Here is a 24,194-nt window from a genome sequence, read left to right as displayed (position 1 = left end):
AATTAAAAGAATATACACATTTTTATAACAATCAAAGATTGATTTCTTCGTTAGGTTATATTACAATCAAAGAAAGAATCAAAAATATTATAGCAAGTAAAAGTACAATATCTATGGCTCCATGACAATTAATAATGAAAAAGTTTTATTTGTTTTTAGTATTGTTAAGTTTTTTTAGCTCAGGCTATATATTTTTTGATGATGACAGCGGACATTTTAATCAAATACCTTATGAAAGTATACCAGATTTATCAAAAGAATTTATAGAAAATAATTTTAATGATTATACTATTCATAATACTTTAATGAGCGGCAATACTTATATTGTAGTGTTTAAAGGCGGAAGTTCCATTCATTTTAATTATAAAGGCGAATGGATTAATATTATAGGCAATAGAAATATAATATCATTTGAAAGGGCAAATAAGTTTATTCCTTCAAATATTATAAATACTCTTAAATCAAAATATAATAAAATAAACTCAATATATAAGAAATCTAAAGGCTATCAATTTAAAGTTGATGATGAAAAAATAGTTTCTTTTGATAAAGAAGGAAATATAATTTAAAACAATTAATGATTAGATTGACAAAAGATTTTGTTTTATTATAATATTATTAATGATATCTTAATAGTTAATAAAAAGGCAACAAAATGAAAAAAATACTTATAATATCTTCAGAATATACTGGTCATGGTCATAAAAGTGTACATACTGCACTTATTCAGGGGTTTGAGAGATTATATAAAGATAGTGTTGAAATAAAAGTGATAAATGGTTTTACTTTGGGAGGACCTGATTTGTCAGTAGCTGAAAGACTTTATAATCAGTGTGTGAAATATTTTCCTAAACTTTGGGAAAATATTTTTAAGTTTTCATTTAAAAATAAAGATTTTATTAATAAAAATAATTCTATAACAATTAAGAGAAGTTTTTTAAAGATTTATAAAGAGTATCAGCCAGATTTAATTTTAAATGTTCATCCTCTTTTTAGCGGAAGTTTATTAAATATAATAGAGAAGAAAAAGTTAGATGTAAAGTTTTTCATACTTATTACAGATTTAATTACAATCACAAAGATTTGGTTTGATAACAGAGCAGATAAGATAATAAGCCCATCAAAAGAAGCTACAGAGTATATGGTAAAAAATGGAATAGATAGAGAAAAAGTTATAACATTTGGACTTCCTGTAAGAGATGGTTTTACTGCACCTTTTTCAAGTAAAGAAGAGCTTATTAAAAATACAAATATTAACGGAAAATTAAAAATATTAATACTTAATAATTCTGAAAAAACTAAAAGACTTTTATATATAATAAAAAATCTTTACAGCAGATATAATTGCGAAGTTACAATAGTATGCGGAAGAAATAAGCGTACATATGATAAGTTAAATAAGTTTTATTCTTCAAGAAGTTATAGTCCACAGATAATAGGCTACACACAAGAGATAGCAAAACTTTTTCATAATAATGATATATTGATAACAAGGTCAGGTCCTACAGCTATAATAGAAGCCGTTAATTGTATTATTCCAATAGTATCTATGGGAGCTTTGCCCGGTCAGGAAGAGGAGAACCCAATTTATATACAGCAAAATGGTTTAGGTTTAGATTCAAAATCTACAGATGATATATTTAATAAGATAGATTTACTTATCTCTAATAATAGAGAAAAACTTGTAAAAATGCGAGAAGCACAATTTGATTATTACGGCAGAGATGTAAGAGATAATATTGTTAAATATTTAGCAGATAATATTTAATATTATTTTTTAATATTACCATCAAAGTCTATATAGATTTTTTTTCTATTTTTAAATTCAATTTTGTAATCTTTACTTCTTTTTTGTATATATATAACTTTTTCATTTGGGTATTCTTTTTTTATGGCATTTTTTACATTATCTTCAACATATTCTATAGATATTTCATCTCCGCCTCCGCTTATAGTATTCCATTCTCCTTTGCTGTTTACATATATTTTTAATCCGCCTTTAAATATTAAAATATATGTATCAGACATTTCAGAAGCTCTATATAAATAGTTATCTGGAAAATATTTATCAGCAAATGCTATAGCATTTTTAGGAACCTCACTTATTGCAGCTGATCTTGAATATGCATATATTGCAGTGATAGATAATATAGTAATTATATATATTATTTTTTTCATTGTTTGTCCTCCTTTATTTTAAAACATTATATACTGTAAAGAAAATATTTGCTATAGTTTTACATTTCCAGCAATATAATATCTTCCGTCTGTAGCACCCTGAAAACCAACATTAAACTCTGCAGGACCAGCCTTGAACTTACCAAATAGAGCATATTCTAAATATATCTTAGCCTCTCTATCTTTTATATGCACCATTTCTCTTAGAGCAATATTAAGCATATACCATTCGAACCCTTGTTCTAATCTTATATAATGAGCATCATTTTCACTCCAAGTATATTCAGCAATAGCATTAAGCCAAATAGTTTCATTCATAAGAGGGAATCTAAAAGTAGCAGAAGCCTGAACCAATGATTCAAATAAGTTTATATGATAATTTTGAGGCTCTATTCTGTTTTCATGCTCATAAAGGAATCTGAACTCTATATTTGGTATATTAAATCTAAGTAAAAATGCTTTTGGTATGCTATGTCTAAAATCGCCTTGAGAATATGCTATCTCATAATGATTGCCTATAAAACCAACTCTTATACCGGGACCATTTAATACTTGAGGTATATAATAATCAGGAGTGTCTATATACGCAGGGTTTTGTGTGGTATCATAATAATGCGGCATAAGCATAAATGTTGTTGTATTAATATCAAAGGTAGCTTTTCCTCTTGCAGAAACTAATATTCTATCTACAAATACAGCCTGTACACCTCCATCATATATCCCTCCATTTCCTCTTATATATGGATAATTTATTTCTGGGCTATGGGTATCAAAATATCCGTAAGCCGTGATAAAACCTGTAAATTGTATATAATCATTATGAAAAGTTTGACCAATAGTAGCAAATGTATCTCTCATATTAAAAGTATTTGTAAGTATTGCATAAGAGAAAGTTGAAACTAAATGAAATTCTAATGGGTATTTCTCAAAGAAACTTAAATTTGTATCGTTAGGATTTGGTAAAGTTCTTTTATAATCATCTCTAAAATAGTCTGGTTTTATATATTGAGGAAGTTCATTGTTTCCTTCTCTTCCTATAAACATGTCAAAGGCATTTGGAAGCGGCGGCATTATTGCATTGGTGTATGCTGTTTGTGCGTTTACAATTGAAGAAGTTATTATTAAAACAAGACAAGAAAAAGTAAATATTTTTTTCATAAATAGAATCCAATAATAAAATATTGTGATATTATATATATAAAAATTTTATTGTCAATTTAAGATATTAAGACATCTTAAAAAAAACAATGTAACCTCAACACCTAATTTATTTTCCATGCTTCTATAGGCGTATAGTTGTCTAGAACGCATATACTCATATTTTAATCCTATAGTAAATCTGTAAATCTCTACTCCAATCCCTAAAGCTATAGACGGATATAATTTATTATAACTATTTATAATCTTATAACCATCAGGATTTGCTGTCCTTTCAACTGTATTTATTCTATCATAATTAAGCCCTAAATAAATACCTGTTATTAAACTTATCTCCCCCCATAATGGATATCTAAAATCTGTACCATAATGTAAACTAAATAGATTTATAAAATTAGATTCATTAAAACCTGTCATGGCAAAAGAAAATCCTCCATAAAAACTAAAATATCCATATTTGTAATAAAGAGAAAAATGCATAAGCTCCATGCTGGAATCTCTAAACTCTTCCGTATTTCTATCATAAAGTTTATCATCACCAAGTATGTCCCCTCCTATATGAGTGCATATATGACGAATAGGAGTAAATCTAAATCTTAATGTATCATTATATATATAATCAAAATATAACTCTACTTGCATATAAGTGCCATAAAATAAACTCTCTCCATAAAAAACACTGCTATTAGGTTTATAAATAGATAAAAAAAACTGAGTAAGATAACCAACACCTATTCTAAATCTATGTTTATCTTTGTAATTAAAAGCTATAGGATAAATCTCGGAAGCTAAAGTAGGCTGATGAAAAAAAGCCATATTGTTAAAATTGTAATTAGGATTGCTATACATCTCCTCTATATTGAATATATCCCCTATCCAATATTTACTATTATAAACATAAGGGTCTAACCAACCATATAAATATTTATCAGTATCATAAACTCTAAAAGGATTAAATGTCCATTTAGATTTTACTTCCTTTGTATGAGAATCCATAACTTCATTATTTTGTGAGTACAAAGATAATGAAAGAAATAAAAATATTAAAAAAAAGAATTTTAATCTCATAAAATATATAACCATTAAAATTTTACACTATTTAGAGAATTAGCTATTCTAATTAAAGAATCTTCCAAATAGGAAATAGGAAATGTGTAATTCAATATAAAATAATAGCCATTATTGGCTTCAAAAATTGTATAAAGTATGCTAGTAGCATTGTCTATATTAATTTTAAACTGAATATTTTTTATTCCATTAATAGTATAATATTCTTCTGTAAAATTATTTCCATTATTCATCTTTCTTATAAAACTAATTAAAGAATTAAGATTATCTCCATCCTTTTTAGTATATCCTGCTAAACATGTTATTTTTATCTTCTCATCTATAAACATGCTATCAATATCAAAATAACCTTTCCCATAACCTGTTTTAGAAATTATATTATCTCTCTCTTCATCTGCTAATTTAATAGAATTTATTGGGGGAATAAAACTTACAGAAGCATTTGTAACAAAATATCTTTCATTAGTAGAAATATCACTTCCAAACTCTAATTTCTTAAAATTAATTTCTTTGTTAAAAAATAAATCTGCATAATTTGTTGTATCATTATTATAAGCTTTATTTATATTCTCTTTTTTATTGCAGCTTAATAATAAGAAGAAGATTAATAATAAATAAAAAATGTTTCTTTTCATCAATACTTACCTAAATTAATAATTAGGACTATCATAAAACTTTTATAATAGTCCATAAATAATTAAATTTTATTTAGTAACAGTTACTGTTCTGCTTTGGAAAGTAACAATACCTGTTAAAATATTCAAGAAAAAGTCCCCAGCATTTTGTCTAGTATATATCTCATAATCTTTTGCATTACCTGCTAATTCTTTAGTATCTACAAATCCAACAGGAACCAATCCCCATAAAGCATACCATTGTTTTCTTTCCACCTTAATACCAGTTTGAGGCCCATTACCAACTATATGCCTATGTTGTGATATACAAGAAGTTGCAAATAATGCCACAACAAACATTAGAATAATAAACTTTTTCATTTTTTATCTCCTTTTTTTAATTATGGCGAAATCACTGCTCATAATATAATTGATTTTATATAATAAAATATCATATTTAGAGATATAATATTTCATCATCAAAATAAAGAATTTATGCAATGCCGAAAGAAAAGGCATAAAAATAAAGTATAAATTTTCGTTAAGACTGTAGACTGTAGACTGTAGACTGTAGACTGTCTATAATTTGCATCAATTTAATGTATTTCATATAACACTAATTTAACATAAATTAATTTTTATGTCAATTAAATTTATTATTAAAGATGTTTAGGAGTATGAGATATTGGACATTTTTTAGTATAAAAAAAGCAGTATCCTTGTTATAATATTTTGATATAGAAAACAAATAAAAGGATGCTACTATGAAAAAAGATTATAGCACAGAATTTAAATTATTTATAGTGGATGAAGCATTAGAAACTAAAAATATTAAAAGATTTCTAAAGATAGAAGAAATACCTAAATCTACTTTTTATGCTTGGCTTAAGAAATATAAAGACACTGGAACTGTCGCTAATTTTAGCACCAGACCAAAAACTTCTCCAAATATCTTTAATAATCAAAAAGCTATTAATTTAATTATTGAACTCTATACTGAAGAGTATAGGGGAAAACATTATATTAAAGCATATTTAAATCGTAAAGGCATTAAGATAGGGGTTACAGCTATAGAGAATGTACTAAAAAGAAATAATCTTTGGAGATACAAAATAAAAAAGAAAAAGAAGCGATATGATAAACGAAAATTTGTCTCTAAAATACAAAAAGAGGGCAAAATAGTTCAAATAGATACTAAATATATCAAATTAGGCAGAAAAAGAGTTTATCAATTCACTGCTGTAGATTTAGCTACTCGTTATAGTTGGAGGCAAATCTATGAGGATAAAACACCTTATAGTGCTTTATCTTTCTTAAAATATGTCTTAAAAACTTCACCTTTTAAGATACAATCTATACAGACCGATAATGGTATAGAATATACATACCGCTGTATCAATACCTCTAAAATCAATATTTTTGATGAATACTGCTTAAAAAATAAATTAGAGAGGAGATATATTCCTATAGCAACACCAAGATATAACGGCGTAGTAGAAAGAGTACACGGCATAGACGAAAGAGAGTTTTATTCACGATTAAATAAAAATATCACAGTAGAATTATTGAGAGAAAAATTAAAAGAATATACACATTTTTATAACAATCAAAGATTGATTTCTTCGTTATTGTATATTACAATCAAAGAAAGAATCAAAAATATTATAGCAAGTAAAAGTACAATATCTATGGCTCCATGACATTTTGAAACAAGTCTATTGTATATAAATAATAATATTTAATTTGACTTTTATGTATTTTGTAGTAAAATGTATAGGTTGATATATAAGAATATTAACCCAAAAATCACATATTTTAATAATAAAGGAGAATAAAACTGTGAAACTCCCAAAAGTCAATGATTTAGGATTTTTCGAGATCCGTCTCGAAAGTATCGGTGGAATGGGTGCTAATAGTGCTGGTAAAATGCTTGCAGAAGTAGGCGTTTTAACACAAGGTTTCTATGGTGCTGCATTCTCAAGTTATGGTTCAGAAAAAAAAGGTTCTCCAGTAAAATCTTTTGTAAGGTTTTCAGAAACTGAAGTTAGAGTAAACTCTACTGTAGAAGAACCGCATGTAGTGGCAGTGTTCCACATGAATCTTCTTAAAAACCCTCTTACATTAGCTGGTGTTAAAGAAGATGCTATTGTTATTTTTAACACTAATAAAACACCTGATGAGGCAAGAGATTTTGCTAAATTACATGGCGGTAAAGTAGTTTGTGTTGATGCAATTAAAATCGCTAATGATTTAAAACTTCCTTCACAAGCTGCTAATACTATCATAATGGGTGCTATGGTTAATCAGCTTGACTTTATAGATTCTTCTAAATTTGAAGAGCAAATTAGAAAACAATTCGGCGGAAGAAAAGCTGAATTAGTTGAGCCAAATATTGAAGCTTTCAGAAGAGGCGGAAGCGATTCTGTTGTTAAAGAATTCAAAGCTGACGGAAAATATCCATACATTCCTTATAAAAAACCAGAACCTGTATTTGGTAAAAATAACCAATTAACAGGCGGTTATATCAGTGCTGCTGGTAACTCTACTTTAAAAGATTTACAAGTTACTCGTACTGGTAATATACCTGTATTCAATCCTGCTAACTGTATTGATTGTGCTAACTGTGAAGTTGTTTGTCCAGACCTTTGTATCGTTTGGGAAAAAGGACCAGACAGGAAAGACCCTAATAAAATTGCTATGAATATGATGGGTATTGATTATCAATATTGTAAAGGTTGTTTAAAATGCGTTAGAGCTTGCCCTAAAGGACCTTATTCTGGTAAATTTGAAAAAGATCAGCAGGCTTTAAGAATAGAAGTAGAAGCTAATTGTGATGTTGATAAACTTACATACAGACGTTATAAAAAATAATAAGGAGCGTATAAATGGCACAAAAATATAATCTTGCTGAGCAAGAAAACATACTTGAAAGTGGTAATGAATTAGCAGCCATTGCAGCCGCTCAAATCAATTATCACGTTATGGGTTATTACCCAATCACTCCATCTACTCAAATTGCTGAGTACTTAGATGAAATGAAAGCTAATGGCAGACATACTGTTTGCATGATTCCTGGTGACGGTGAACATGGTGCAGCTGGTATTTGTTATGGTGCTGCTACTGCAGGCGGTAGAGTATTTAATGCTACTTCTGCTAACGGTTTACTTTTTGCTATGGAACAATTACCTGTTCAAGCTGGTACTAGATTCCCTATGGTATTAAACGTTGTAAACAGAACTGTTTCTGGTCCATTAGATATTAAATGTGACCAATCTGATATAATGATGGCTCTTAACACTGGTTGGATTATCATTATGGCTCATACTACTCAGATGGTTTATGACTTCAATATATTTGCATTAAAAATTGCTGAGAAAGCTAAACTTCCTATCATTGTTTCTTCTGATGGATTCTTTACTTCTCACCAAAAGAAAAAAATTCACCTTTTCAAAAACGATAAAGATGTTCAAGACTTCTTAGGTAAATATACTCCTGAAGTTACTTCTGTTGAGCCTATTAAGAATCCTGTTACTATTGGGCCTTACATGAATGAAGATGAATTAACAGGTAGTAAATTACAACTTTCTCAAGCTTTAGAAGATTCTAGAGCTATTATTGCTGAAGTTTTTGAAGAGTTTGCTTCTCTTTCTGGAAGAAAATACTCTCCTATAGAAACTTATAATATGGAGAATGCTGAAGTTGCTTTAATGCTCTGCGGTTCTTCTTATGAAACTGGTACTTTGGCTGTTGATGAAATGAGAAAAGCTAACCCTAATCTTAAAATAGGTGCTTTTGCTATTACTCAAATTCGTCCTTTCCCTGAAAAAGAATTACAAAAATTATTAGCTAATGTTAAAGTAGTTGTTGTAGGTGACAGACAAGACAGTTATTCTGGTATGGGCGGTAATATGTCTACTGAGATTAGAGCTGCTCTTAAAAATGATCCTAACAACAAATCTTCTATTGTCAGCAGAGTTTATGGTCTTGGCGGTACTGAGTTTACTCTTGACAAAGCTAAAGAATTATTCGAATTGGGTTTAAAAGAATTAGCTAAAGCTGGTTCTGTTGAAAAACACTCTTATTTAGAACAATATATGGGTGACCCTAACGTTAAAATGAAACCTATACATGAACCTTTAACTTTAGAGAGTCAAAAATCAGGCATCACTGTTACTATGAATAAACAAACTCATAAACTTGATGTTAAAGTTCCACCTCTTAGAGAATTAACTGGTAAAGCTTATCGTTATGCTCAAGGTCATGGTGCTTGTAACGGTTGTGGTATTTTCTCTGGTATCAATACTTTCATGAAAGGTATAGAAGGTGCTGTTGTACTTTTGGTACATACTGGTTGTTCTATGGTTGTTACTACTGGTTATCCTTACAGCTCTTATAGAACTACTTATGTTCACAACTTATTCCAAAACGGTGCTGCTACTCTTTCTGGTATTGTAGAAATGTATCATGAGAGAAAAAGAAGAGGAGAAATTGACGGACCAGAAGATCCTACTTTCATAATGGTTACTGGTGACGGCGGTCATGATATAGGTATGGGACCTTCTATTGGTGCTGCTATTAGAAATCACAAAATGATTATCTTAGAATATGATAATGAAGGATACATGAACACTGGTAACCAATTATCATTCTCTACTCCATTAGGACATAGAACTTCTACTTCTAACGTTGGTAAAGCTGAAGTTGGTAAACAATTCGGTCACAAAGACGTAGCTCAAATATTTAATGGCTGTCATATACCTTATATTGCTACTGGTTGTGAAGCTTATCCTTTAGATTTAGTTAAAAAAGCTGCTAAAGCTCAATGGTATGCTAATAATGTTGGTACTGCTTTCGTTAAACTTCTTATCACTTGTCCATTAAACTGGAAAACTCCTGATGATATGGGTAAAGATATTATTAAAGCTGCTGTTGACTGTTGTTTCTTCCCATTATATGAGGTTGAACAAGGTGTTACTACTATCACTAATATGGTAGCTGATGACAAAAAACAACCTGTTACTGAATGGTTAAAATTAATGGGTAAAACTAAACACCTTCTTAAACATCAAGACATACTTGATAAATTCCAAGCAGATGTTGATAACAGATGGGCTCGCTTAAAAGCTATGCATGAAAGTCCTGTTCTATAATAAATTAATAGCTTAGAATATAAATAAAAAAATGGCTGTTTACTATAATTAAGGTAGGCAGTCATTTTTTATTATAGAAATACTATAAAAAATTTATTATTTATAAATTTATTACATTGATTATTTATGAATTTATAATATAATAAGAAATGATATGTTTATAGGATTATTTTATGTATATCAAAAAATTAGAATACATTAATATTTTAGAAAAAATCAAAAATATTTATTTAAAATATTCTACCGATAAAGCAATTATAAATAATATTGATGATACTATTAAATGCTTAGAAGAATATAAGCTTAAAATTGTTCTTATAGGGAAATTTAATGCTGGTAAAACTTGTATATTAAATACTTTATTAAATAGATATGTTTTGGAGGAAAATACTTCTCCTGAAACATCAATAGCTACTGAATTATTTTATACAGATAAAAATGAACATGCTGAGTTTTTAAAAAAGGATACTAGCATATTAAAATTATCATTAGATGAAGCTTTAAATACAAAAGTAAGCAGCAGAGATTTCTATTATGCTAAATATTATGTAAATAATAATTTTTTATTAGAAAATAATAATATAATTTTTGTTGATATGCCTGGAATTAATTCTAATATTGAAGATCATAATAAAGCTATAATACAGTATATAGATCAGGCAGGAGGATATATTTTTGTTATAAGCAGTGAAGATGGAGACATAAATAATGAGAGTATTGGTTTTTTAAAAGAAATAAAAAACTATAATTCTTGTTTGGCAGTTGCTATAACTAAATCTGATAGAAAGTTAAAAGATATAGAAAATATAAAAAATAAAATAAAAGATACTGTTGAAAATATATTTAAAGAAAAGATAGAGTGTGTTTACTTTAATAGAGATGATAATGATATTAAAGAAAAAATTCTTCATTTAGTGAATTCTATGAATTTTGATGTTATTTTTGAGAGTAAATTCAAGCCTTTATTGTTAAATATAAAATCTAATATTTCAGTATATTTAGAAAGTATTAAAGATGGTTTATATTTCAATGATTATGAATTGAACAATCAAATTAGAAATTTGGAGCAAGAAAAAAAAGATATAGAAGAACAAATAACTAGGCAAGAATATAAACTACACAATAAAATATTTAATGAAGACATACCAAATATATTGGTTGACTTTGAAAGAGAATTAGTCAACAATGCAAAATTCCTAGCTAGCTATGCTGCAAATGGAGATGCTAAGAAATTTGAACAATCTGTAATTGATATATTAAGACCTATTTGGGTATCATCTGTTAATAACACTTTTAATAATAGTTTTCATCATTTTGTACAAGGACTGGAAATAAAAACTAAAGGTATTATTGAAGCTAAAAATATTACAAATCGTATAAAAAATGTTTTTAGCTCTGTTACTCAAATATCCAAACATATAGAAGAAAATACAAAAAAAATAAAAAAATCAGATAATGATGACAATAGTATAAAATATAGTAAAGAAACAAAAAATTTATTAGCAGGATTAGCTATAGCTACAGATGTTGTTGCACCATGGATGGAACTTATAATAGTATTTTTACCAGATATTCTAAATTTAGTCTTTTCTATTGAAAGCAAATTGAAGTTAGATGATTTAGAATCAAAAATTGTTGTAGATGTGATTCCTCAGATTGTAAACCGAGTTAAAATAGATATTGATAATAATTTTAAAGAAATGGAAACTGAAGGAATAAAAAAAATTAAAGAAGAGGCTAAAAAATTAATACAATCAAAAGAAGATGCTATAAATTCTATAAAAAATAAATCTGAAGAAGAAAGAAAAAAATATGAAACAAATTTATCTCAATTAAATATAGATATAGAAAATATAAATAATATAATGATATGAGGATTATTATGTATAATATGAATGATAAAGATAATAAATTTATTAATGCTATAAACACTATAATTACTAATTTTGAAAACATAAAATTTGTTCAATCTAATAACATAGAAAGTTTAATTAGTAGTTGTAAATTAATAGAAAATGATATAAATAAAATAAAATCTGATAATAGATTATTGAAAATAGGTATTATCGGTAAAATGAAAGCAGGAAAGTCTTCTTTCGTTAATGCATTACTTTTTGATGGTAATAATATACTTCCTACAGCCGCTACTCCTAAAACGGCTAATTTAACCAGAATTAATTTTGGGGAGAAAGAGTATATTAAAGTTACTTTTTATAATGAGGATGAATGGAAAAACATAGAAGATAAGGCATATAAATTTAAGAGTATAAAAGAAGAAGAAAACAAAATACAAGCAAAAGATGATGAAATGTATAATCAAAATTTAATTAATCCAAATACTCCATTCTACAAAGAATTAGAAAGTTCTTATGAAATTTATAATATGATTTTTACTAAAAATCGCAAAGGTATTTTAGACAAATTAGGTAAAGAAGAAATTTTAGGTGAAAATGAAGCTTCAGCTATTGGAGAAATAATGAATGCTTATGTAGGGGAAGATGGAATATATACACCTATTGTTAAAAATGTTGAAGTATATATTAAAGTTAATGATGAAGATCTTAAAGATATTCAAATAGTTGATACACCAGGATTGGATGACACTGTTCTCTCTAGAAGTTTAGTAACAGAAATTTTTTTATCTGAGTGTCATGTTGTTTTTGTGTTATCACAATCTTCTAGTTTTTTAGATGCTTCAGATATGCAGTTAATTATTTAAAGATTACCATCTGCTGCAGTGAATCATATATTTGTAGTTGGCAGCATGTTAGATTTTGCATTATTAGATTACAATGAAAGAGGTAATACTCGTAATTTAGATTTTAATAAAGTGCTTTCTATAACTGTAAAAAGTTTAAGAGAAAATGCTAGCGAACAAATTAAAAATTATTTTAGTGATAAGTATAATGTAGCGGAAAAATTAAAAGATTCTCTACCTCCTAAATTTATATCTTCTATGTTCTATAGAGCTGGTATTTGTAAAAAAAATAATTTAGATTATCCTCCTGATGTTAATGATGCTATTAATAATATGAAAGAAAAGTTTTATAATTTTGATGAATCTTATAAAAATTTATTCACATTGGCTGGAATTGATAGTATTAAATTAAAATGTTTAATCCCCATAATCGAAGAAAAAGATAAGATTATAGAAACTAAAATTAATGAATATACAGATGTAAAGATTGCACAAGTATTGAGAGAATTGGAAGACATTAATATTATTTTAACTAATAATTTAGATAAAATAGAGAATGCTGATATAAGAGGTTTGGAAGAAGAAAAAGAAAATATTATTAAAAAACTTAATTCACTTAGAATAAGAATTCAATCTACATTTGATAGTGTTAATACAGATTCAAAAAAGTATATTAATTTAATAAAAGATAGAATTCATAAGGAAATGTTTAATTTTGAAGAATTAAAAGAAGATGTTCATAAATATAATAAGCAGGAAAAGAGAAAAACGGGTATTTTTGGGTTAAAAACAGAGTATTATAATATTACAATAACAGAAAAAACTGTAGCTCTTTCTGAGGTATCTAATAATTTTAGTAAGTATGCAAATAAATGTTATAAAATTATTAATGATGAATTTAATAAATTATTTGATATTCAGGAACTAAGAAGAAGTATTAAAGGAATAGTTGTGGATATTGTTGATAAAAAAAGTAAAAATTTTAATGAAAATGATATAATAATGCCTATAGAAAATGCATTAAAGAAAATAACAATACCTGAAATAAAAATAGAATATAAAAAATATATAGATGAAATTGTTAACGTTTTTTCTTCGTCTGGATTATTAAAAGGAAATGATGTAGCAGATTTGAAGTTTCAATATTCTAGATTATTGGATAGTATGAGAGAAGATATACAAAATAATTTAGATACTATAAATAAAAAGATAGAAAATAATTTAAATATTATATCATCTAATTTTGTAGATGAAATTTCAAAAGATTTAGAAAATAATATAAATAATATTATAAAGAGTTTAGGCAATAAAGAAAAAGCTATTGAAGAATATAAAAAATACATAGATATTGTAAAAAAATCTAAGGCTTTGTTAAATGAAATAAATTAATTTAAAGGTATAAAATGGGATTTAATGATATAAATGAGGCAGATGATATTAATGATGTTACTAATAACTATAATTATGAAGATGATAGAGATACTATTTTAAATGATCCAATTAAAAGTATCGAATTAATATCTAAAATTTCTTCTATACAAAAAAATACTTTTTATAAAGATTTTCAGATTTTGAATAGAACTTTAAATACTAGTTTTATGAATTCTTTTTCTTCTATAAGATTAGGTGGCGAAATTAAATTATATAATGAGCTTTTAAATATTAGTGATAAAATTAGCAAAAGCAACAGAATGATATCTTTACAAAATAAAACAGTAATTGGAATAGGTGGGAAATTTAGTTCTGGTAAATCTAGATTTATTAATTCTATTATGAATTTATACATTTTACCTGAAGCACAAGTACCAACTACTTCAATTCCTACATATATAATAAATGGTAAGGAACAAGAGATAAAAGCATTTACTAAGAATAATACTGAAATCATACTTACTAAAGAAGAATTAGAGGCACTAACACATAAATTTTATAAAAAATATAAAATAGGTTTTAGATATATAATAGATAATATTCTAATTTCTTCTAGTAGTTTCCCATATAAAAATGTTGCTATATTGGATACACCAGGATACTCTAAAGATGATTCTAATATCAATAGCAATAAAATAGCAGATGCTGAGCAGGCTAGAGAACAATTAAGAGGGTCAGATTTTATTATATGGCTAATGAAGATTAAAGATGGGGTTATTGATAATAAAGATGTTGAGTTCATAAAAACATTAAATTATAAAAATGATATATTATTTATATTTAATAAATGCGATGAAGCATATCCAAATCCTAATAATGCTAAAGCTATGTATGATAGTATAGATAAAACTAAAATAATTCTAAAAGAAAATAAGATCAAATTTTATGATGTAATACCATATTCTTCAAAAGAATATTATAATACCAAATATGACAAAGAGGCAAAATTATTAAAATTCCTAGATGATGCTGAGAGTTATCAAAATAAAAATGAAGATATTATGAGAAATATTTATAATATAGTTACTACAATTAATAAAAAAATGGATAATATGCTTACAGATTATTTCAAAATGAAAGATATGATATCAAAGAATATTTATATTTCAGAAGAGCCTTTATATATAAAGGCATTAACTGCTTTGTATTTCGATATTTCTAATTATATTAGTAATATCAAGCTTTCAAAGTATAAATTTAAAGATGTATCTAATAAGATTTATACATCTTTTTCTAATATAGTAAAAAAGGGTTAAAAATATGAATGATGTAGAAAAAGACATAAATATATTATCTAACTTTTTTATTGAAAATAAAGATATTGCATCAGAATTTGAAGAATATTCTAATATTATAGAGGATAATATATATAATAAATTATTTAATTCTTTTAATAAAACTTTTTATACTAGAAAACAAGATTTTATATATGAGTGTTCTAATATAATAGAAAGCATAAAATTTTTAATAAAAATCCCTGAATTAATTGGAAAAACAATAGTTGGAATTATTCCAAATAATAAAGATGAGTCATATTTAAATATAATGCATAGTTTTTACAATAAAAAAATATATAATTATATGTTTCCAATTGTTATATACAATGGAAATGAAAATGATGAAGTAAGAATAATTAATAATATAGATAATATTGTGATGATGGATAGAAAAGATTATTACCATATTACAAAAAAAAGTTTTGATTATAAATTAAATTTAAAAAGTTTTGTAAAGTGTGCGGCTATTTCTGAAAATATTAATTTATCAAATACGGTGTTCATTCATTTCCCTTCATCTATGGATTTTGAATACAGTAAATATTTATTTCAATTTTTAGATGTTTTAATTTTAACTGATGATTCTATAAACAAATTTAATTTTGAATTATTGCAAAAAAATTTGGATGCATATATTTTATTATACTCTCAAAATAATAACAATAAAAAATTGTGTGATAAATATGAGATCAAAATATATAAAGATATTGATAGTTTAAAAAATTATATTTCAGCTAGAGATGATTTGGTAAATAAAAACTATAGTTTTGCAGATAAGTATATATTTGAATATTCAAATGTTATTTTTCAATGTTCTAATTTAGTAAATCAAAAAGAAAGTATATTAGGAAAAGTTAATGAAGATATAGTTAAATTATCAGATAAAAATATAGAAAATATTATTAAAAATATTAAAGATGATATATTAAATGAATTGGATATTTTAAATAAAACTAATCAAAAATTTTATAGATTGGTAAAACAAATTGAGAAGTATTTTTACGATTTAGAAAATCAAATGGAAAAAAAATTCATTGGTAAAAAATTAAAATTAAAAGACGGATACAAATATAATATGCAAAAATCATATTTAAATTTTTTGTATTCTAATGATAATAATAAAGCTGAGGAAATATCTCAAAAATTAATCAATGAAGACAATGACTTTTTATATATTAATAAACTTTACAAAGAACAATTTAATAACAAGCTGTTATCAAAAGATAGTTTAGATTATATAAAAAATTTTTATTATGATGATAAAGCATCTATATGCCAAAAATTAGCTTTAGCAAATTTTCAACATGAATTAAATATCAATGCTATACAATTAGGTAAATTACTATTTCATTTAGAAGAAAAACATTATCATTTGCTATATTCATTTAATGCTAAGGAATTATTATTACTTGGAGATTATTATTATTCATTAAACAATGAGCCTGAAGCTACAAAATATTATGAAAAATCTTTAAGAAAAAATTCTCCATTGGCATATAATAAATTAATTAATATAAAAAGTTATATATCTAATAAAAAAAATATTCATAAATTAGTTAATATTTGTTCTGACAAAAATATTACATATGAGTATGCTCTTTTATTAAAATCCGAGAAAGATAAATCATCGATGAGCTATATAAAAATGGCTGCTGCATTGGGTAATTCAGATGCTATTCTTGATATGGCAAATTATTATTTTTATAAGGCAAAAAGTATATATGTGGATAGCAAAAATTCAAATAGTGGAGCAGATACTTCTGTATACGAAAAATATAATAATAACTCTCTTGTAATGTATCAATATTTGTTGTCAAAAAATGATTTAGATAGAAATAAATTAAGTGATATATATTATAAAGTAGGTTTTATATACTATAATAATGGTGATAAACTAAGGGCTTTAACTTTTTTATCTAAATCTAATAAAGATGCTGCTTTAACACTTATGGCAAATATATATTATAAAAATGAGGATTATGATGAAGCTATAAATATGTATGAACAATCTTATAAAATATTTAAGAATGAAAAATCTTTAGTGGAGCTTAACAAACTAAAGGGTAGAAAAAAAGCGATAGAAATAAAAAAGAATAAAAATAATGAATTGAATAATGTATATTATAAAGAAGAAAAACAATTTAAAAAATCTGAATGGTGTTTTATTACAACAGCTACATATATAGCTTTAGGTAAAGATTATGATTGTGATGAGATACGGTTATTTCATAATTATAGAGATGAACATTTGATTAAAGATGAAGATGGAGAAAAACTAATATCTGAGTATTATGAAATAGCTCCTAATATAGTAGAAAATATAAATAAGCTAGAAAACTATATAGAAATATATAAATATATTTATTATAATTATATAAATAAAATATATAATCAATTATTGATTAAAAATTATAGTAGAGCAAAAAAAATGTATATAGATATGGTTTTATCATTAAAAGAAAAATTTTATATTTAACAATTTAATTATATTTTAACTTATTATTTATTATTAATGGATACGTACTCATTACTTTTTTCTACTACACTAACTATTATTATTTTTTATTATAAAATATAATCAACTAAACGTGCGTTAAATATGTTTTAAATTTAAAGTAAGTGATACGATTAATTAACATTTTATTGCCAATCCATAGGGCATATTATTTTTTGGTTGTTTTTTAATGTAATTTCTTTTGGGAATAAAAAATCTTCTAATTTGAAATTAGATAATTTTAAAGTATAATCAGCTTTTTCTTTTAAACTTTCAGCTTTTACATTTGGAGGTATAACAATTACTATTTCCAATTTAGGATTTTCTGCTTTAGCCATAGATATTGCTGGTACTAAATCACTATCTCCAGATAATATTACTGCTTTATCACAATTATTTCTGCAAGCATCTCTTACTAAATTAATAGCTATATTTACATCTGTTTCTTTCTCTTCATGATATTCATAATTATATTTTATATTATGTATATATTTTGTTTTCTTTTTAAAATTACCAAGTACTATATTTATTCCTTCGTTTATTAAAGCTCTTATAAAAACACGATGTTTAAGATAAGATGTTTGTTTCCAAGTTGCGTATGCTGAGAAATAAAATATATTATTAATTTGTTCATCATCTTTTAATATTTTTTGACATAATAATTTATAATTAATCCATTTTAAAGTATTATTATTCATTTTATCAATTGAATGATAAATATTAAAACCATCAATATAAAAATTAACATTTTTCATAAATAAAAAAAAGCCCCATCCAATGATGGGGAGTAAGTCCCTAGTAAGAGACATACGCTTATATTATTGGAATTATATATTTTATTAAAAAAAAATCAAGAAGATATAAAAAATAATTGTTTAGGAGTGTGAGATATTGGACATTTTTTAGTATAAAAAAAGCAGTATCCTTGTTATAATATTTTGAACAAAAAATAAATAAAGGATACTACTATGAAAAAAGATTATAGCACAGAATTTAAATTATTTATAGTGGATGAAGCATTAAAAACTAAAAATATTAAAAGATTTTTAAAGATGGAAAGAATAAATAAATCCACTTTTTATACTTGGCTTAAGAAATATAAAGACACTGGAACTGTCGCTAATTTTAGTACTAAGCCAAAAACTTCTCCAAATATCTTTAATAATCAAAAAGCTATTAATTTAATTATTAAACTCTATACTGAAAAGTATAGGGGAAAACATTATATTAAAGCATATTTAAATCGTAAAGGCATTAGAATAGGTGTTACAGCTATAGAGAATGTACTAAAAAGAAATAATCTTTGGAGATACAAAATAAAAAAGAAAAAGAAGCGATATGATAAACGAAAATTTGTCTCTAAAATACAAAAAGAAGGCAAAATAGTTCAAATAGACACTAAATACATCAAATTAGGCAGAAAAACAGTTTATCAATTCACAGCTGTAGATTTAGCTACTCGTTATAGTTGGAGAGAAATCTATGAAGATAAAACACCTTCTAGTGCTTTATCTTTCTTAAAATATGTCTTAAAAACTTCACCTTTTAAGATACAAGCTATACAAACAGATAATGGTATAGAATATACTTATCGCTGTATTAATACTCCTAAAATAAATATTTTTGATGAATACTGCTTGAAAAATAAATTAGAGAGGAGATATATTCCTATAGCAACACCAAGATACAACGGTGTAGTAGAAAGAGTACACGGTATAGACGAAAGAGAATTTTATTCACGATTAAATAAAAATATAACTGTAGAATTATTAAGAGAAAAATTAAAAGAATATACACATTTTTATAACAATCAAAGATTGATTTCTTCGCTAGGTTATATTACAATCAAAGAAAGAATCAAAAATATTATAGCAAGTAAAAGTACAATATCTATGGCTCCATGACAATATAAAAAATAATTGTGTTTAGGAGTATGAGATATTGGACATTTTTTAGTATAAAAAAAGCAGTATCCTTGTTATAATATTTTTGAATAGAAAAAAATAAAAGGATACTACTATGAAAAAAGATTATAGCACAGAATTTAAATTATTTATAGTGGATGAAGCATTAAAAACTAAAAATATTAAAAGATTTTTAAAGATGGAAAGAATAAATAAATCCACTTTTTATACTTGGCTTAAGAAATATAAAGACACTGGAACTGTCGCCAATTTTAGCACTAGACCAAAAACTTCCCCAAATATCTTTAATAATCAAGAAGCTATTAATTTAATTATTAAACTCTATACTAAAGAATATCGAGGTAAGCATTATATTAAAGCATATTTAAATCGTAAAGGCATTAAGATAGGGGTTACAGCTATAGAGAATGTACTAAAAAGAAATAATCTTTGGAGATACAAAATAAAAAAGAAAAAGAAGCGATATGATAAACGAAAATTTGTCTCTAAAATACAAAAAGAAGGCAAAATAGTTCAAATAGACACTAAATATATCAAATTAGGCAGAAAAACAGTTTATCAATTCACTGCTGTAGATTTAGCTACACGCTATAGTTGGAGGCAAATCTATGAGGATAAAACACCTTATAGTGCTTTATCTTTCTTAAAATATGTCTTAAAAACTTCACCTTTTAAGATACAGGCTATACAAACGGACAATGGTATAGAATATACTTATCGCTGTATTAATACTCCTAAAATAAATATTTTTGATGAATACTGCTTAAAAAATAAATTAGAGAGAAGATATATTCCTGTAGCTACACCAAGATACAACGGTGTAGTAGAAAGAGTAGATGGCATAGACGAAAGAGAATTTTATTCACGATTAAATAAAAATATCACAGTAGAATTATTAAGAGAAAAATTAAAAGAATATACACATTTTTATAACAATCAAAGATTGATTTCTTCTTTATTGTATATTACAATCAAAGAAAGAATCAAAAATATTATAGCAAGTAAAAGTACAATATCTATGGCTCCATGACACTATTAACTTAAAACTTAGTACTTGATAATTCTTTAATAAAATCAGCATCTGCATAAAAACTAACTATTTTATTAGATGATTTTATTTCAAGAGTAACTTTTCCGCTCTCTTCTACTATAATAGTAGCTGTATATTTTGTGGCACTTTCATTATATGTAATATTATTTCCAGTATATGTACCTTTATATTTAACAATATTATTTACTGAAGTATTGTCATTAGCACATCCTAAAAAAACAAAAACTATAAAAAATATTTTTAATAAATTCCTCATAATTTTAAACTCCTTATAACATAAAAAATATTAATTATATATAAATATACAAATAATAAAATTATTGTCTATTAAACTTATTTAGTATTACAACACTAGTAAAAGCTAATGCAGATAATACAGCTCCACCAAATCCAACCCATTTAAGTCCAACACTATCAAATATACTGCTTCCAACAAATGAACCTAAAGCTATACCAAAATTAAATGAAAAAGAATTATTTGAAGAAGCTAAAGTAATACAAGAAGGATAATTTCTTTCAGTGAAATCTAAAATATTTAATTGTACAGGTGAGTTCATTAAATACATTAAAAAACCTATACATAATATTACTATAGCAGAAGTTATATAATTATTAAAAGCAAATGGCAAAACAATCATACATATAAATTGAAGTACAAATACAAATCTTAAATTATAAATACCATTATGTTCTGCCAATTTTCCAGAAAGCAAATTACTAAAAAGAACTGTTATACCAAAAACTAATAATGCAATACTAATATATTTATTGTCTATATGAACATAATTTAAAAATATAGGCTTTAAATAAGTATAAAGTACATAAGAAGATGCAGCCCCAAAAAGAACTGTTAATGTGCTTAAAATAAATCTAATATCTTTAAAAATAACAAATTGATGTAGCAGCTTTATTTTATATTGAGTGGTATTTTTTGGTAAAGAAATAAACATCATTATAAGCATAAATATACTAAAAACAGATATAAAAATAAAAGAAGCTCTCCAACCAAATTTATAACTTATAGTAGTACCTATCGGAACGCCAAAAATAGAAGCAATGCTAAATCCAGAATAAATCCAAGCTACAACCATAGGTCTTTTTTCTTTAGCAGCAATATAAGGAGTAAAAGAGATTGATACAGAAATTAATGCCCCAGAAATAATTGCTAAAAATATTCTTATTATCATTAAGAAATTATAATCGAAAGCAAAAGAACATAAGAAATTCCCTATAATAAATATAATGCTTGTAAATATTATAAAGTTAAATCTATTAAACTTCCCGGCAATAGCGGCAGAAAAAGGCGTACATACAGAATAGGCTAAAGCAAACATCGAAACTAATCCGCCCGCAATAACCTCACTAACCTTAAAACTTTCAGCAATATCTGTTAAAATACCTATTACTATAAACTCGCAAGTACCCAAAGCAAAACTTAATAAAACTAAAGATACAATAGCTAATATATTATTTTTATTATTATCAATCATATTTTCACTCTTTTAAAATTTGTTATTATAGTATATGATAAATCTTAAAAAAACAATTTACTTTATTGAAATTTATAAAAAAATTATTGAATTCTAAAAGTTATTTATAAAAGGAACAATCTATTTATGAAAAGAATAATAAAACTTCTAATCATATTATCTATTTGTCTATACTCCTGCACAAATAAAAACTCTGTTGAAGATATATCAAAATATAAAAGTACATACAGAGGAAGCGTTAATACAACACTAGCTTCAGAAAAACAATTAATTGTTAATACTGCTACAGTAAGAGTAGATGAAAATAGCTCCATTAATGTAATAATGGAAGGCGGCAACATCTATGATAAAAATGTAGATATAGTAAAAGAAGAATTAACTAAAGTAAATGATGATTCATATAATGCACAAAAGAATGGAAATAATTATGCATTTGATTTTAATAAGTATTATTTATCATTAACTATCACTAATACTGATAACACTATAACAGAAGGAAAACTATCAAAAGTTCAATAACATTTAAAAATTGTTGAATTTTATTTTAGCATCTTCAAATAAAAATCCATAAATAGAGTCATTAAACATATTAATTCCTCTTAATTTATTGAAATCATCAGTACCCAAATATTCTTTACTAAAGTTTTGGGATACAAATGGATTAGTTTTAATAATAAAATAAAGTCCATTATCCATACCTGTATATATTACTCTTCCGCTATCAGACATTCCAACAGCAAGTGCATTATCTCTAGCTGAAATTTTATATGTTTCTTTTAATGCAAAATTATCAAGAGATGTTGTAAATATTATATCCTCTTTATGCTCACCGTTTTCTATACTCATAGTAAGAATTGCCAAAACATTTTTACCTGTTATATATTTACAATCTACTATCTCTCTATAAGACATAGTAGCCTCATCTGTAACTTCTATATTATCTAAAATATATCTATCTTCTTTTGCCCCTGTATTAATATTGTATACATCTAGTATAGGCATTCTATTATCATCTCTTTTTAATACAGCAAATTTATCATCTTTTAAATAAATTAGCTTTATAACCTTTTCATATTCATTATCTATTATAGAAGATATGCTGTATAATGTTTTACCTTCAGGAGATATTTTATTTAAAGATACAAGCCCTACTTTAGTATAATTAGTATTAGTTACTTGTATAATATAAGTTTTTATATCAGGAACATCATTTCCTTCAACAGAAGGACCTTCTGAAGGAAGTGACATCAATACATTAGTAATCGTAATATCTCCAATATATGCCAAATTGTATCCTGTTATATATACATTACTGCTATTATCTATAAAAGATATTTTAGAAGTTTCAAGACTATTATATTCCAAATTAAAAGAATTAATATTGCTTCCATTAGCTATAACCATTCTAGAATTAGAAACATCTATAGCATAAACTGTATTATCTTTAATATAATAAAAATCACCAAAATAATACTCTCCATTAACTTCATATATTTTTGGACTATTTAAATCCACTATCTCATCTTTATATACATAAATATCTTTGCCGAGAGTAAGTTCTGTAACAGTTTTTGCCGGAGCAATAGGAGGTTTAGGTAAGCATCCAAATATTGATATAGACAAAACAATAATTAAAAAAAATATTTTCCTCATAATAAAG

General features: G+C 25.3%; 22 protein-coding genes. 13 read left to right on the top strand and 9 right to left on the bottom strand.

The features are described 5' to 3' along the window. Positions 1 to 134: 134 nt before the first annotated feature. On the top strand, positions 135 to 569 hold the full coding sequence (locus tag EPJ72_RS03185; protein WP_147730806.1) for a PepSY-like domain-containing protein: 435 nt from the start codon (positions 135 to 137) through the stop codon (positions 567 to 569). 86 nt (positions 570 to 655) lie between these two features. Continuing rightward, positions 656 to 1,768: an MGDG synthase family glycosyltransferase gene (locus tag EPJ72_RS03180; RefSeq protein WP_147730805.1), complete on the top strand. Its 1,113-nt coding sequence runs from the start codon at positions 656 to 658 to the stop codon at positions 1,766 to 1,768. Positions 1,769 to 1,770: 2 nt separating this feature from the next. On the opposite strand, the gene EPJ72_RS03175 is transcribed toward EPJ72_RS03180, so the two are convergent. The 5 genes from EPJ72_RS03175 to EPJ72_RS03155 form a co-directional block, all read right to left on the bottom strand. Then, positions 1,771 to 2,178, bottom strand: a complete 408-nt coding sequence (locus EPJ72_RS03175) for a PepSY-like domain-containing protein (RefSeq protein ID WP_147730804.1) — start codon at positions 2,176 to 2,178, stop codon at positions 1,771 to 1,773. 51 nt (positions 2,179 to 2,229) lie between these two features. Beyond that, entirely contained in the window at positions 2,230 to 3,336 is a 1,107-nt protein-coding gene (locus tag EPJ72_RS03170) for a hypothetical protein (protein ID WP_147730803.1), read from the bottom strand. A 54-nt stretch (positions 3,337 to 3,390) separates the two neighbouring features. Continuing rightward, a complete protein-coding gene (locus EPJ72_RS03165; protein ID WP_147730802.1) occupies positions 3,391 to 4,404 on the bottom strand; it encodes a hypothetical protein in 1,014 nt (337 codons plus the stop codon). A gap of 14 nt (positions 4,405 to 4,418) precedes the next feature. Then, positions 4,419 to 5,039, bottom strand: a complete 621-nt coding sequence (locus EPJ72_RS03160) for a hypothetical protein (RefSeq protein WP_147730801.1) — start codon at positions 5,037 to 5,039, stop codon at positions 4,419 to 4,421. Positions 5,040 to 5,108: 69 nt separating this feature from the next. Beyond that, positions 5,109 to 5,399 (bottom strand): Bor/Iss family lipoprotein, encoded by a 291-nt coding sequence (locus EPJ72_RS03155; protein WP_147730800.1) that lies wholly within the window; start codon positions 5,397 to 5,399, stop codon positions 5,109 to 5,111. A 383-nt stretch (positions 5,400 to 5,782) separates the two neighbouring features. Between EPJ72_RS03155 and EPJ72_RS03150 the strand changes: the two genes are divergently transcribed. From EPJ72_RS03150 to EPJ72_RS03115, 8 genes are all read left to right on the top strand, one after another. Beyond that, a complete protein-coding gene (locus tag EPJ72_RS03150; protein WP_147730799.1) occupies positions 5,783 to 6,718 on the top strand; it encodes a DDE-type integrase/transposase/recombinase in 936 nt (311 codons plus the stop codon). Between the two features lie 139 nt (positions 6,719 to 6,857). Next, positions 6,858 to 7,889: a 2-oxoacid:acceptor oxidoreductase family protein gene (locus EPJ72_RS03145; RefSeq protein ID WP_147730798.1), complete on the top strand. Its 1,032-nt coding sequence runs from the start codon at positions 6,858 to 6,860 to the stop codon at positions 7,887 to 7,889. 14 nt (positions 7,890 to 7,903) lie between these two features. Continuing rightward, the gene (locus EPJ72_RS03140; protein ID WP_147730797.1) at positions 7,904 to 10,168 is read left to right on the top strand and encodes a thiamine pyrophosphate-dependent enzyme; all 2,265 of its coding nucleotides are present in this window, start codon (positions 7,904 to 7,906) and stop codon (positions 10,166 to 10,168) included. Positions 10,169 to 10,341: 173 nt separating this feature from the next. After that, a complete protein-coding gene (locus EPJ72_RS03135; RefSeq protein ID WP_147730796.1) occupies positions 10,342 to 12,042 on the top strand; it encodes a dynamin family protein in 1,701 nt (566 codons plus the stop codon). A 17-nt stretch (positions 12,043 to 12,059) separates the two neighbouring features. After that, complete coding sequence (locus tag EPJ72_RS03130; protein ID WP_158636876.1) at positions 12,060 to 12,887, top strand: dynamin family protein; 828 nt, start codon at positions 12,060 to 12,062, stop codon at positions 12,885 to 12,887. Positions 12,888 to 12,932: 45 nt separating this feature from the next. Beyond that, positions 12,933 to 14,255 (top strand): hypothetical protein, encoded by a 1,323-nt coding sequence (locus EPJ72_RS03125; protein ID WP_158636875.1) that lies wholly within the window; start codon positions 12,933 to 12,935, stop codon positions 14,253 to 14,255. A gap of 14 nt (positions 14,256 to 14,269) precedes the next feature. Then, on the top strand, positions 14,270 to 15,553 hold the full coding sequence (locus tag EPJ72_RS03120; protein WP_147730793.1) for a dynamin family protein: 1,284 nt from the start codon (positions 14,270 to 14,272) through the stop codon (positions 15,551 to 15,553). A 4-nt stretch (positions 15,554 to 15,557) separates the two neighbouring features. After that, positions 15,558 to 18,050 carry a tetratricopeptide repeat protein gene (locus EPJ72_RS03115; RefSeq protein ID WP_147730792.1) on the top strand — a complete coding sequence of 831 codons (2,493 nt, stop codon included), beginning with the start codon at positions 15,558 to 15,560 and terminating at the stop codon, positions 18,048 to 18,050. Between the two features lie 164 nt (positions 18,051 to 18,214). Here the strand turns inward: EPJ72_RS03115 and EPJ72_RS03110 are convergent, their stop codons facing one another. Continuing rightward, positions 18,215 to 18,823, bottom strand: coding sequence for an NYN domain-containing protein (locus EPJ72_RS03110; RefSeq protein WP_147730791.1), 609 nt, complete (start codon positions 18,821 to 18,823; stop codon positions 18,215 to 18,217). A 213-nt stretch (positions 18,824 to 19,036) separates the two neighbouring features. Here EPJ72_RS03110 and EPJ72_RS03105 point away from each other — a divergent pair, with 213 nt between their 5' ends. Both EPJ72_RS03105 and EPJ72_RS03100 read left to right on the top strand, forming a co-directional pair. After that, entirely contained in the window at positions 19,037 to 19,972 is a 936-nt protein-coding gene (locus EPJ72_RS03105; protein ID WP_147730790.1) for a DDE-type integrase/transposase/recombinase, read from the top strand. 115 nt (positions 19,973 to 20,087) lie between these two features. Further along, positions 20,088 to 21,023 carry a DDE-type integrase/transposase/recombinase gene (locus EPJ72_RS03100; protein ID WP_147730789.1) on the top strand — a complete coding sequence of 312 codons (936 nt, stop codon included), beginning with the start codon at positions 20,088 to 20,090 and terminating at the stop codon, positions 21,021 to 21,023. Positions 21,024 to 21,033: 10 nt separating this feature from the next. Here EPJ72_RS03100 and EPJ72_RS03095 read toward each other — a convergent pair whose 3' ends face one another. Together EPJ72_RS03095 and EPJ72_RS03090 are read right to left on the bottom strand one after the other, a co-directional pair. Beyond that, complete coding sequence (locus EPJ72_RS03095; protein ID WP_242004897.1) at positions 21,034 to 21,300, bottom strand: hypothetical protein; 267 nt, start codon at positions 21,298 to 21,300, stop codon at positions 21,034 to 21,036. Positions 21,301 to 21,361: 61 nt separating this feature from the next. Next, positions 21,362 to 22,534, bottom strand: a complete 1,173-nt coding sequence (locus EPJ72_RS03090) for an MFS transporter (RefSeq protein ID WP_147730788.1) — start codon at positions 22,532 to 22,534, stop codon at positions 21,362 to 21,364. Positions 22,535 to 22,660: 126 nt separating this feature from the next. Here EPJ72_RS03090 and EPJ72_RS03085 point away from each other — a divergent pair, with 126 nt between their 5' ends. Next, positions 22,661 to 23,053 (top strand): hypothetical protein, encoded by a 393-nt coding sequence (locus EPJ72_RS03085; protein WP_147730787.1) that lies wholly within the window; start codon positions 22,661 to 22,663, stop codon positions 23,051 to 23,053. Positions 23,054 to 23,056: 3 nt separating this feature from the next. On the opposite strand, the gene EPJ72_RS03080 is transcribed toward EPJ72_RS03085, so the two are convergent. After that, a complete protein-coding gene (locus EPJ72_RS03080) occupies positions 23,057 to 24,187 on the bottom strand; it encodes a hypothetical protein (protein ID WP_147730786.1) in 1,131 nt (376 codons plus the stop codon). Between the last annotated feature and the right edge of the window lie 7 nt (positions 24,188 to 24,194).

Source organism: Brachyspira pilosicoli, assembly GCF_008016535.1.
GTDB lineage: Bacteria > Spirochaetota > Brachyspiria > Brachyspirales > Brachyspiraceae > Brachyspira > Brachyspira pilosicoli_A.
This window is presented reverse-complemented; position numbering and strand designations above follow the sequence as displayed.

Excerpts from the sequence above, each read along its gene's own strand:
- EPJ72_RS03185 (WP_147730806.1), top strand. The coding sequence starts at position 135 with ATGAAAAAGTTTTATTTGTTTTTAGTATTGTTAAGTTTTTTTAGCTCA.
- EPJ72_RS03180 (WP_147730805.1), top strand. The coding sequence starts at position 656 with ATGAAAAAAATACTTATAATATCTTCAGAATATACTGGTCATGGTCAT.
- EPJ72_RS03175 (WP_147730804.1), bottom strand. The coding sequence starts at position 2,178 with ATGAAAAAAATAATATATATAATTACTATATTATCTATCACTGCAATA.
- EPJ72_RS03170 (WP_147730803.1), bottom strand. The coding sequence starts at position 3,336 with ATGAAAAAAATATTTACTTTTTCTTGTCTTGTTTTAATAATAACTTCT.
- EPJ72_RS03165 (WP_147730802.1), bottom strand. The coding sequence starts at position 4,404 with ATGAGATTAAAATTCTTTTTTTTAATATTTTTATTTCTTTCATTATCT.
- EPJ72_RS03160 (WP_147730801.1), bottom strand. The coding sequence starts at position 5,039 with ATGAAAAGAAACATTTTTTATTTATTATTAATCTTCTTCTTATTATTA.
- EPJ72_RS03155 (WP_147730800.1), bottom strand. The coding sequence starts at position 5,399 with ATGAAAAAGTTTATTATTCTAATGTTTGTTGTGGCATTATTTGCAACT.
- EPJ72_RS03150 (WP_147730799.1), top strand. The coding sequence starts at position 5,783 with ATGAAAAAAGATTATAGCACAGAATTTAAATTATTTATAGTGGATGAA.
- EPJ72_RS03140 (WP_147730797.1), top strand. The coding sequence starts at position 7,904 with ATGGCACAAAAATATAATCTTGCTGAGCAAGAAAACATACTTGAAAGT.
- EPJ72_RS03135 (WP_147730796.1), top strand. The coding sequence starts at position 10,342 with ATGTATATCAAAAAATTAGAATACATTAATATTTTAGAAAAAATCAAA.
- EPJ72_RS03130 (WP_158636876.1), top strand. The coding sequence starts at position 12,060 with ATGAATGATAAAGATAATAAATTTATTAATGCTATAAACACTATAATT.
- EPJ72_RS03125 (WP_158636875.1), top strand. The coding sequence starts at position 12,933 with ATGTTAGATTTTGCATTATTAGATTACAATGAAAGAGGTAATACTCGT.
- EPJ72_RS03120 (WP_147730793.1), top strand. The coding sequence starts at position 14,270 with ATGGGATTTAATGATATAAATGAGGCAGATGATATTAATGATGTTACT.
- EPJ72_RS03115 (WP_147730792.1), top strand. The coding sequence starts at position 15,558 with ATGAATGATGTAGAAAAAGACATAAATATATTATCTAACTTTTTTATT.
- EPJ72_RS03110 (WP_147730791.1), bottom strand. The coding sequence starts at position 18,823 with ATGAAAAATGTTAATTTTTATATTGATGGTTTTAATATTTATCATTCA.
- EPJ72_RS03105 (WP_147730790.1), top strand. The coding sequence starts at position 19,037 with ATGAAAAAAGATTATAGCACAGAATTTAAATTATTTATAGTGGATGAA.
- EPJ72_RS03100 (WP_147730789.1), top strand. The coding sequence starts at position 20,088 with ATGAAAAAAGATTATAGCACAGAATTTAAATTATTTATAGTGGATGAA.
- EPJ72_RS03095 (WP_242004897.1), bottom strand. The coding sequence starts at position 21,300 with ATGAGGAATTTATTAAAAATATTTTTTATAGTTTTTGTTTTTTTAGGA.
- EPJ72_RS03090 (WP_147730788.1), bottom strand. The coding sequence starts at position 22,534 with ATGATTGATAATAATAAAAATAATATATTAGCTATTGTATCTTTAGTT.
- EPJ72_RS03085 (WP_147730787.1), top strand. The coding sequence starts at position 22,661 with ATGAAAAGAATAATAAAACTTCTAATCATATTATCTATTTGTCTATAC.
- EPJ72_RS03080 (WP_147730786.1), bottom strand. The coding sequence starts at position 24,187 with ATGAGGAAAATATTTTTTTTAATTATTGTTTTGTCTATATCAATATTT.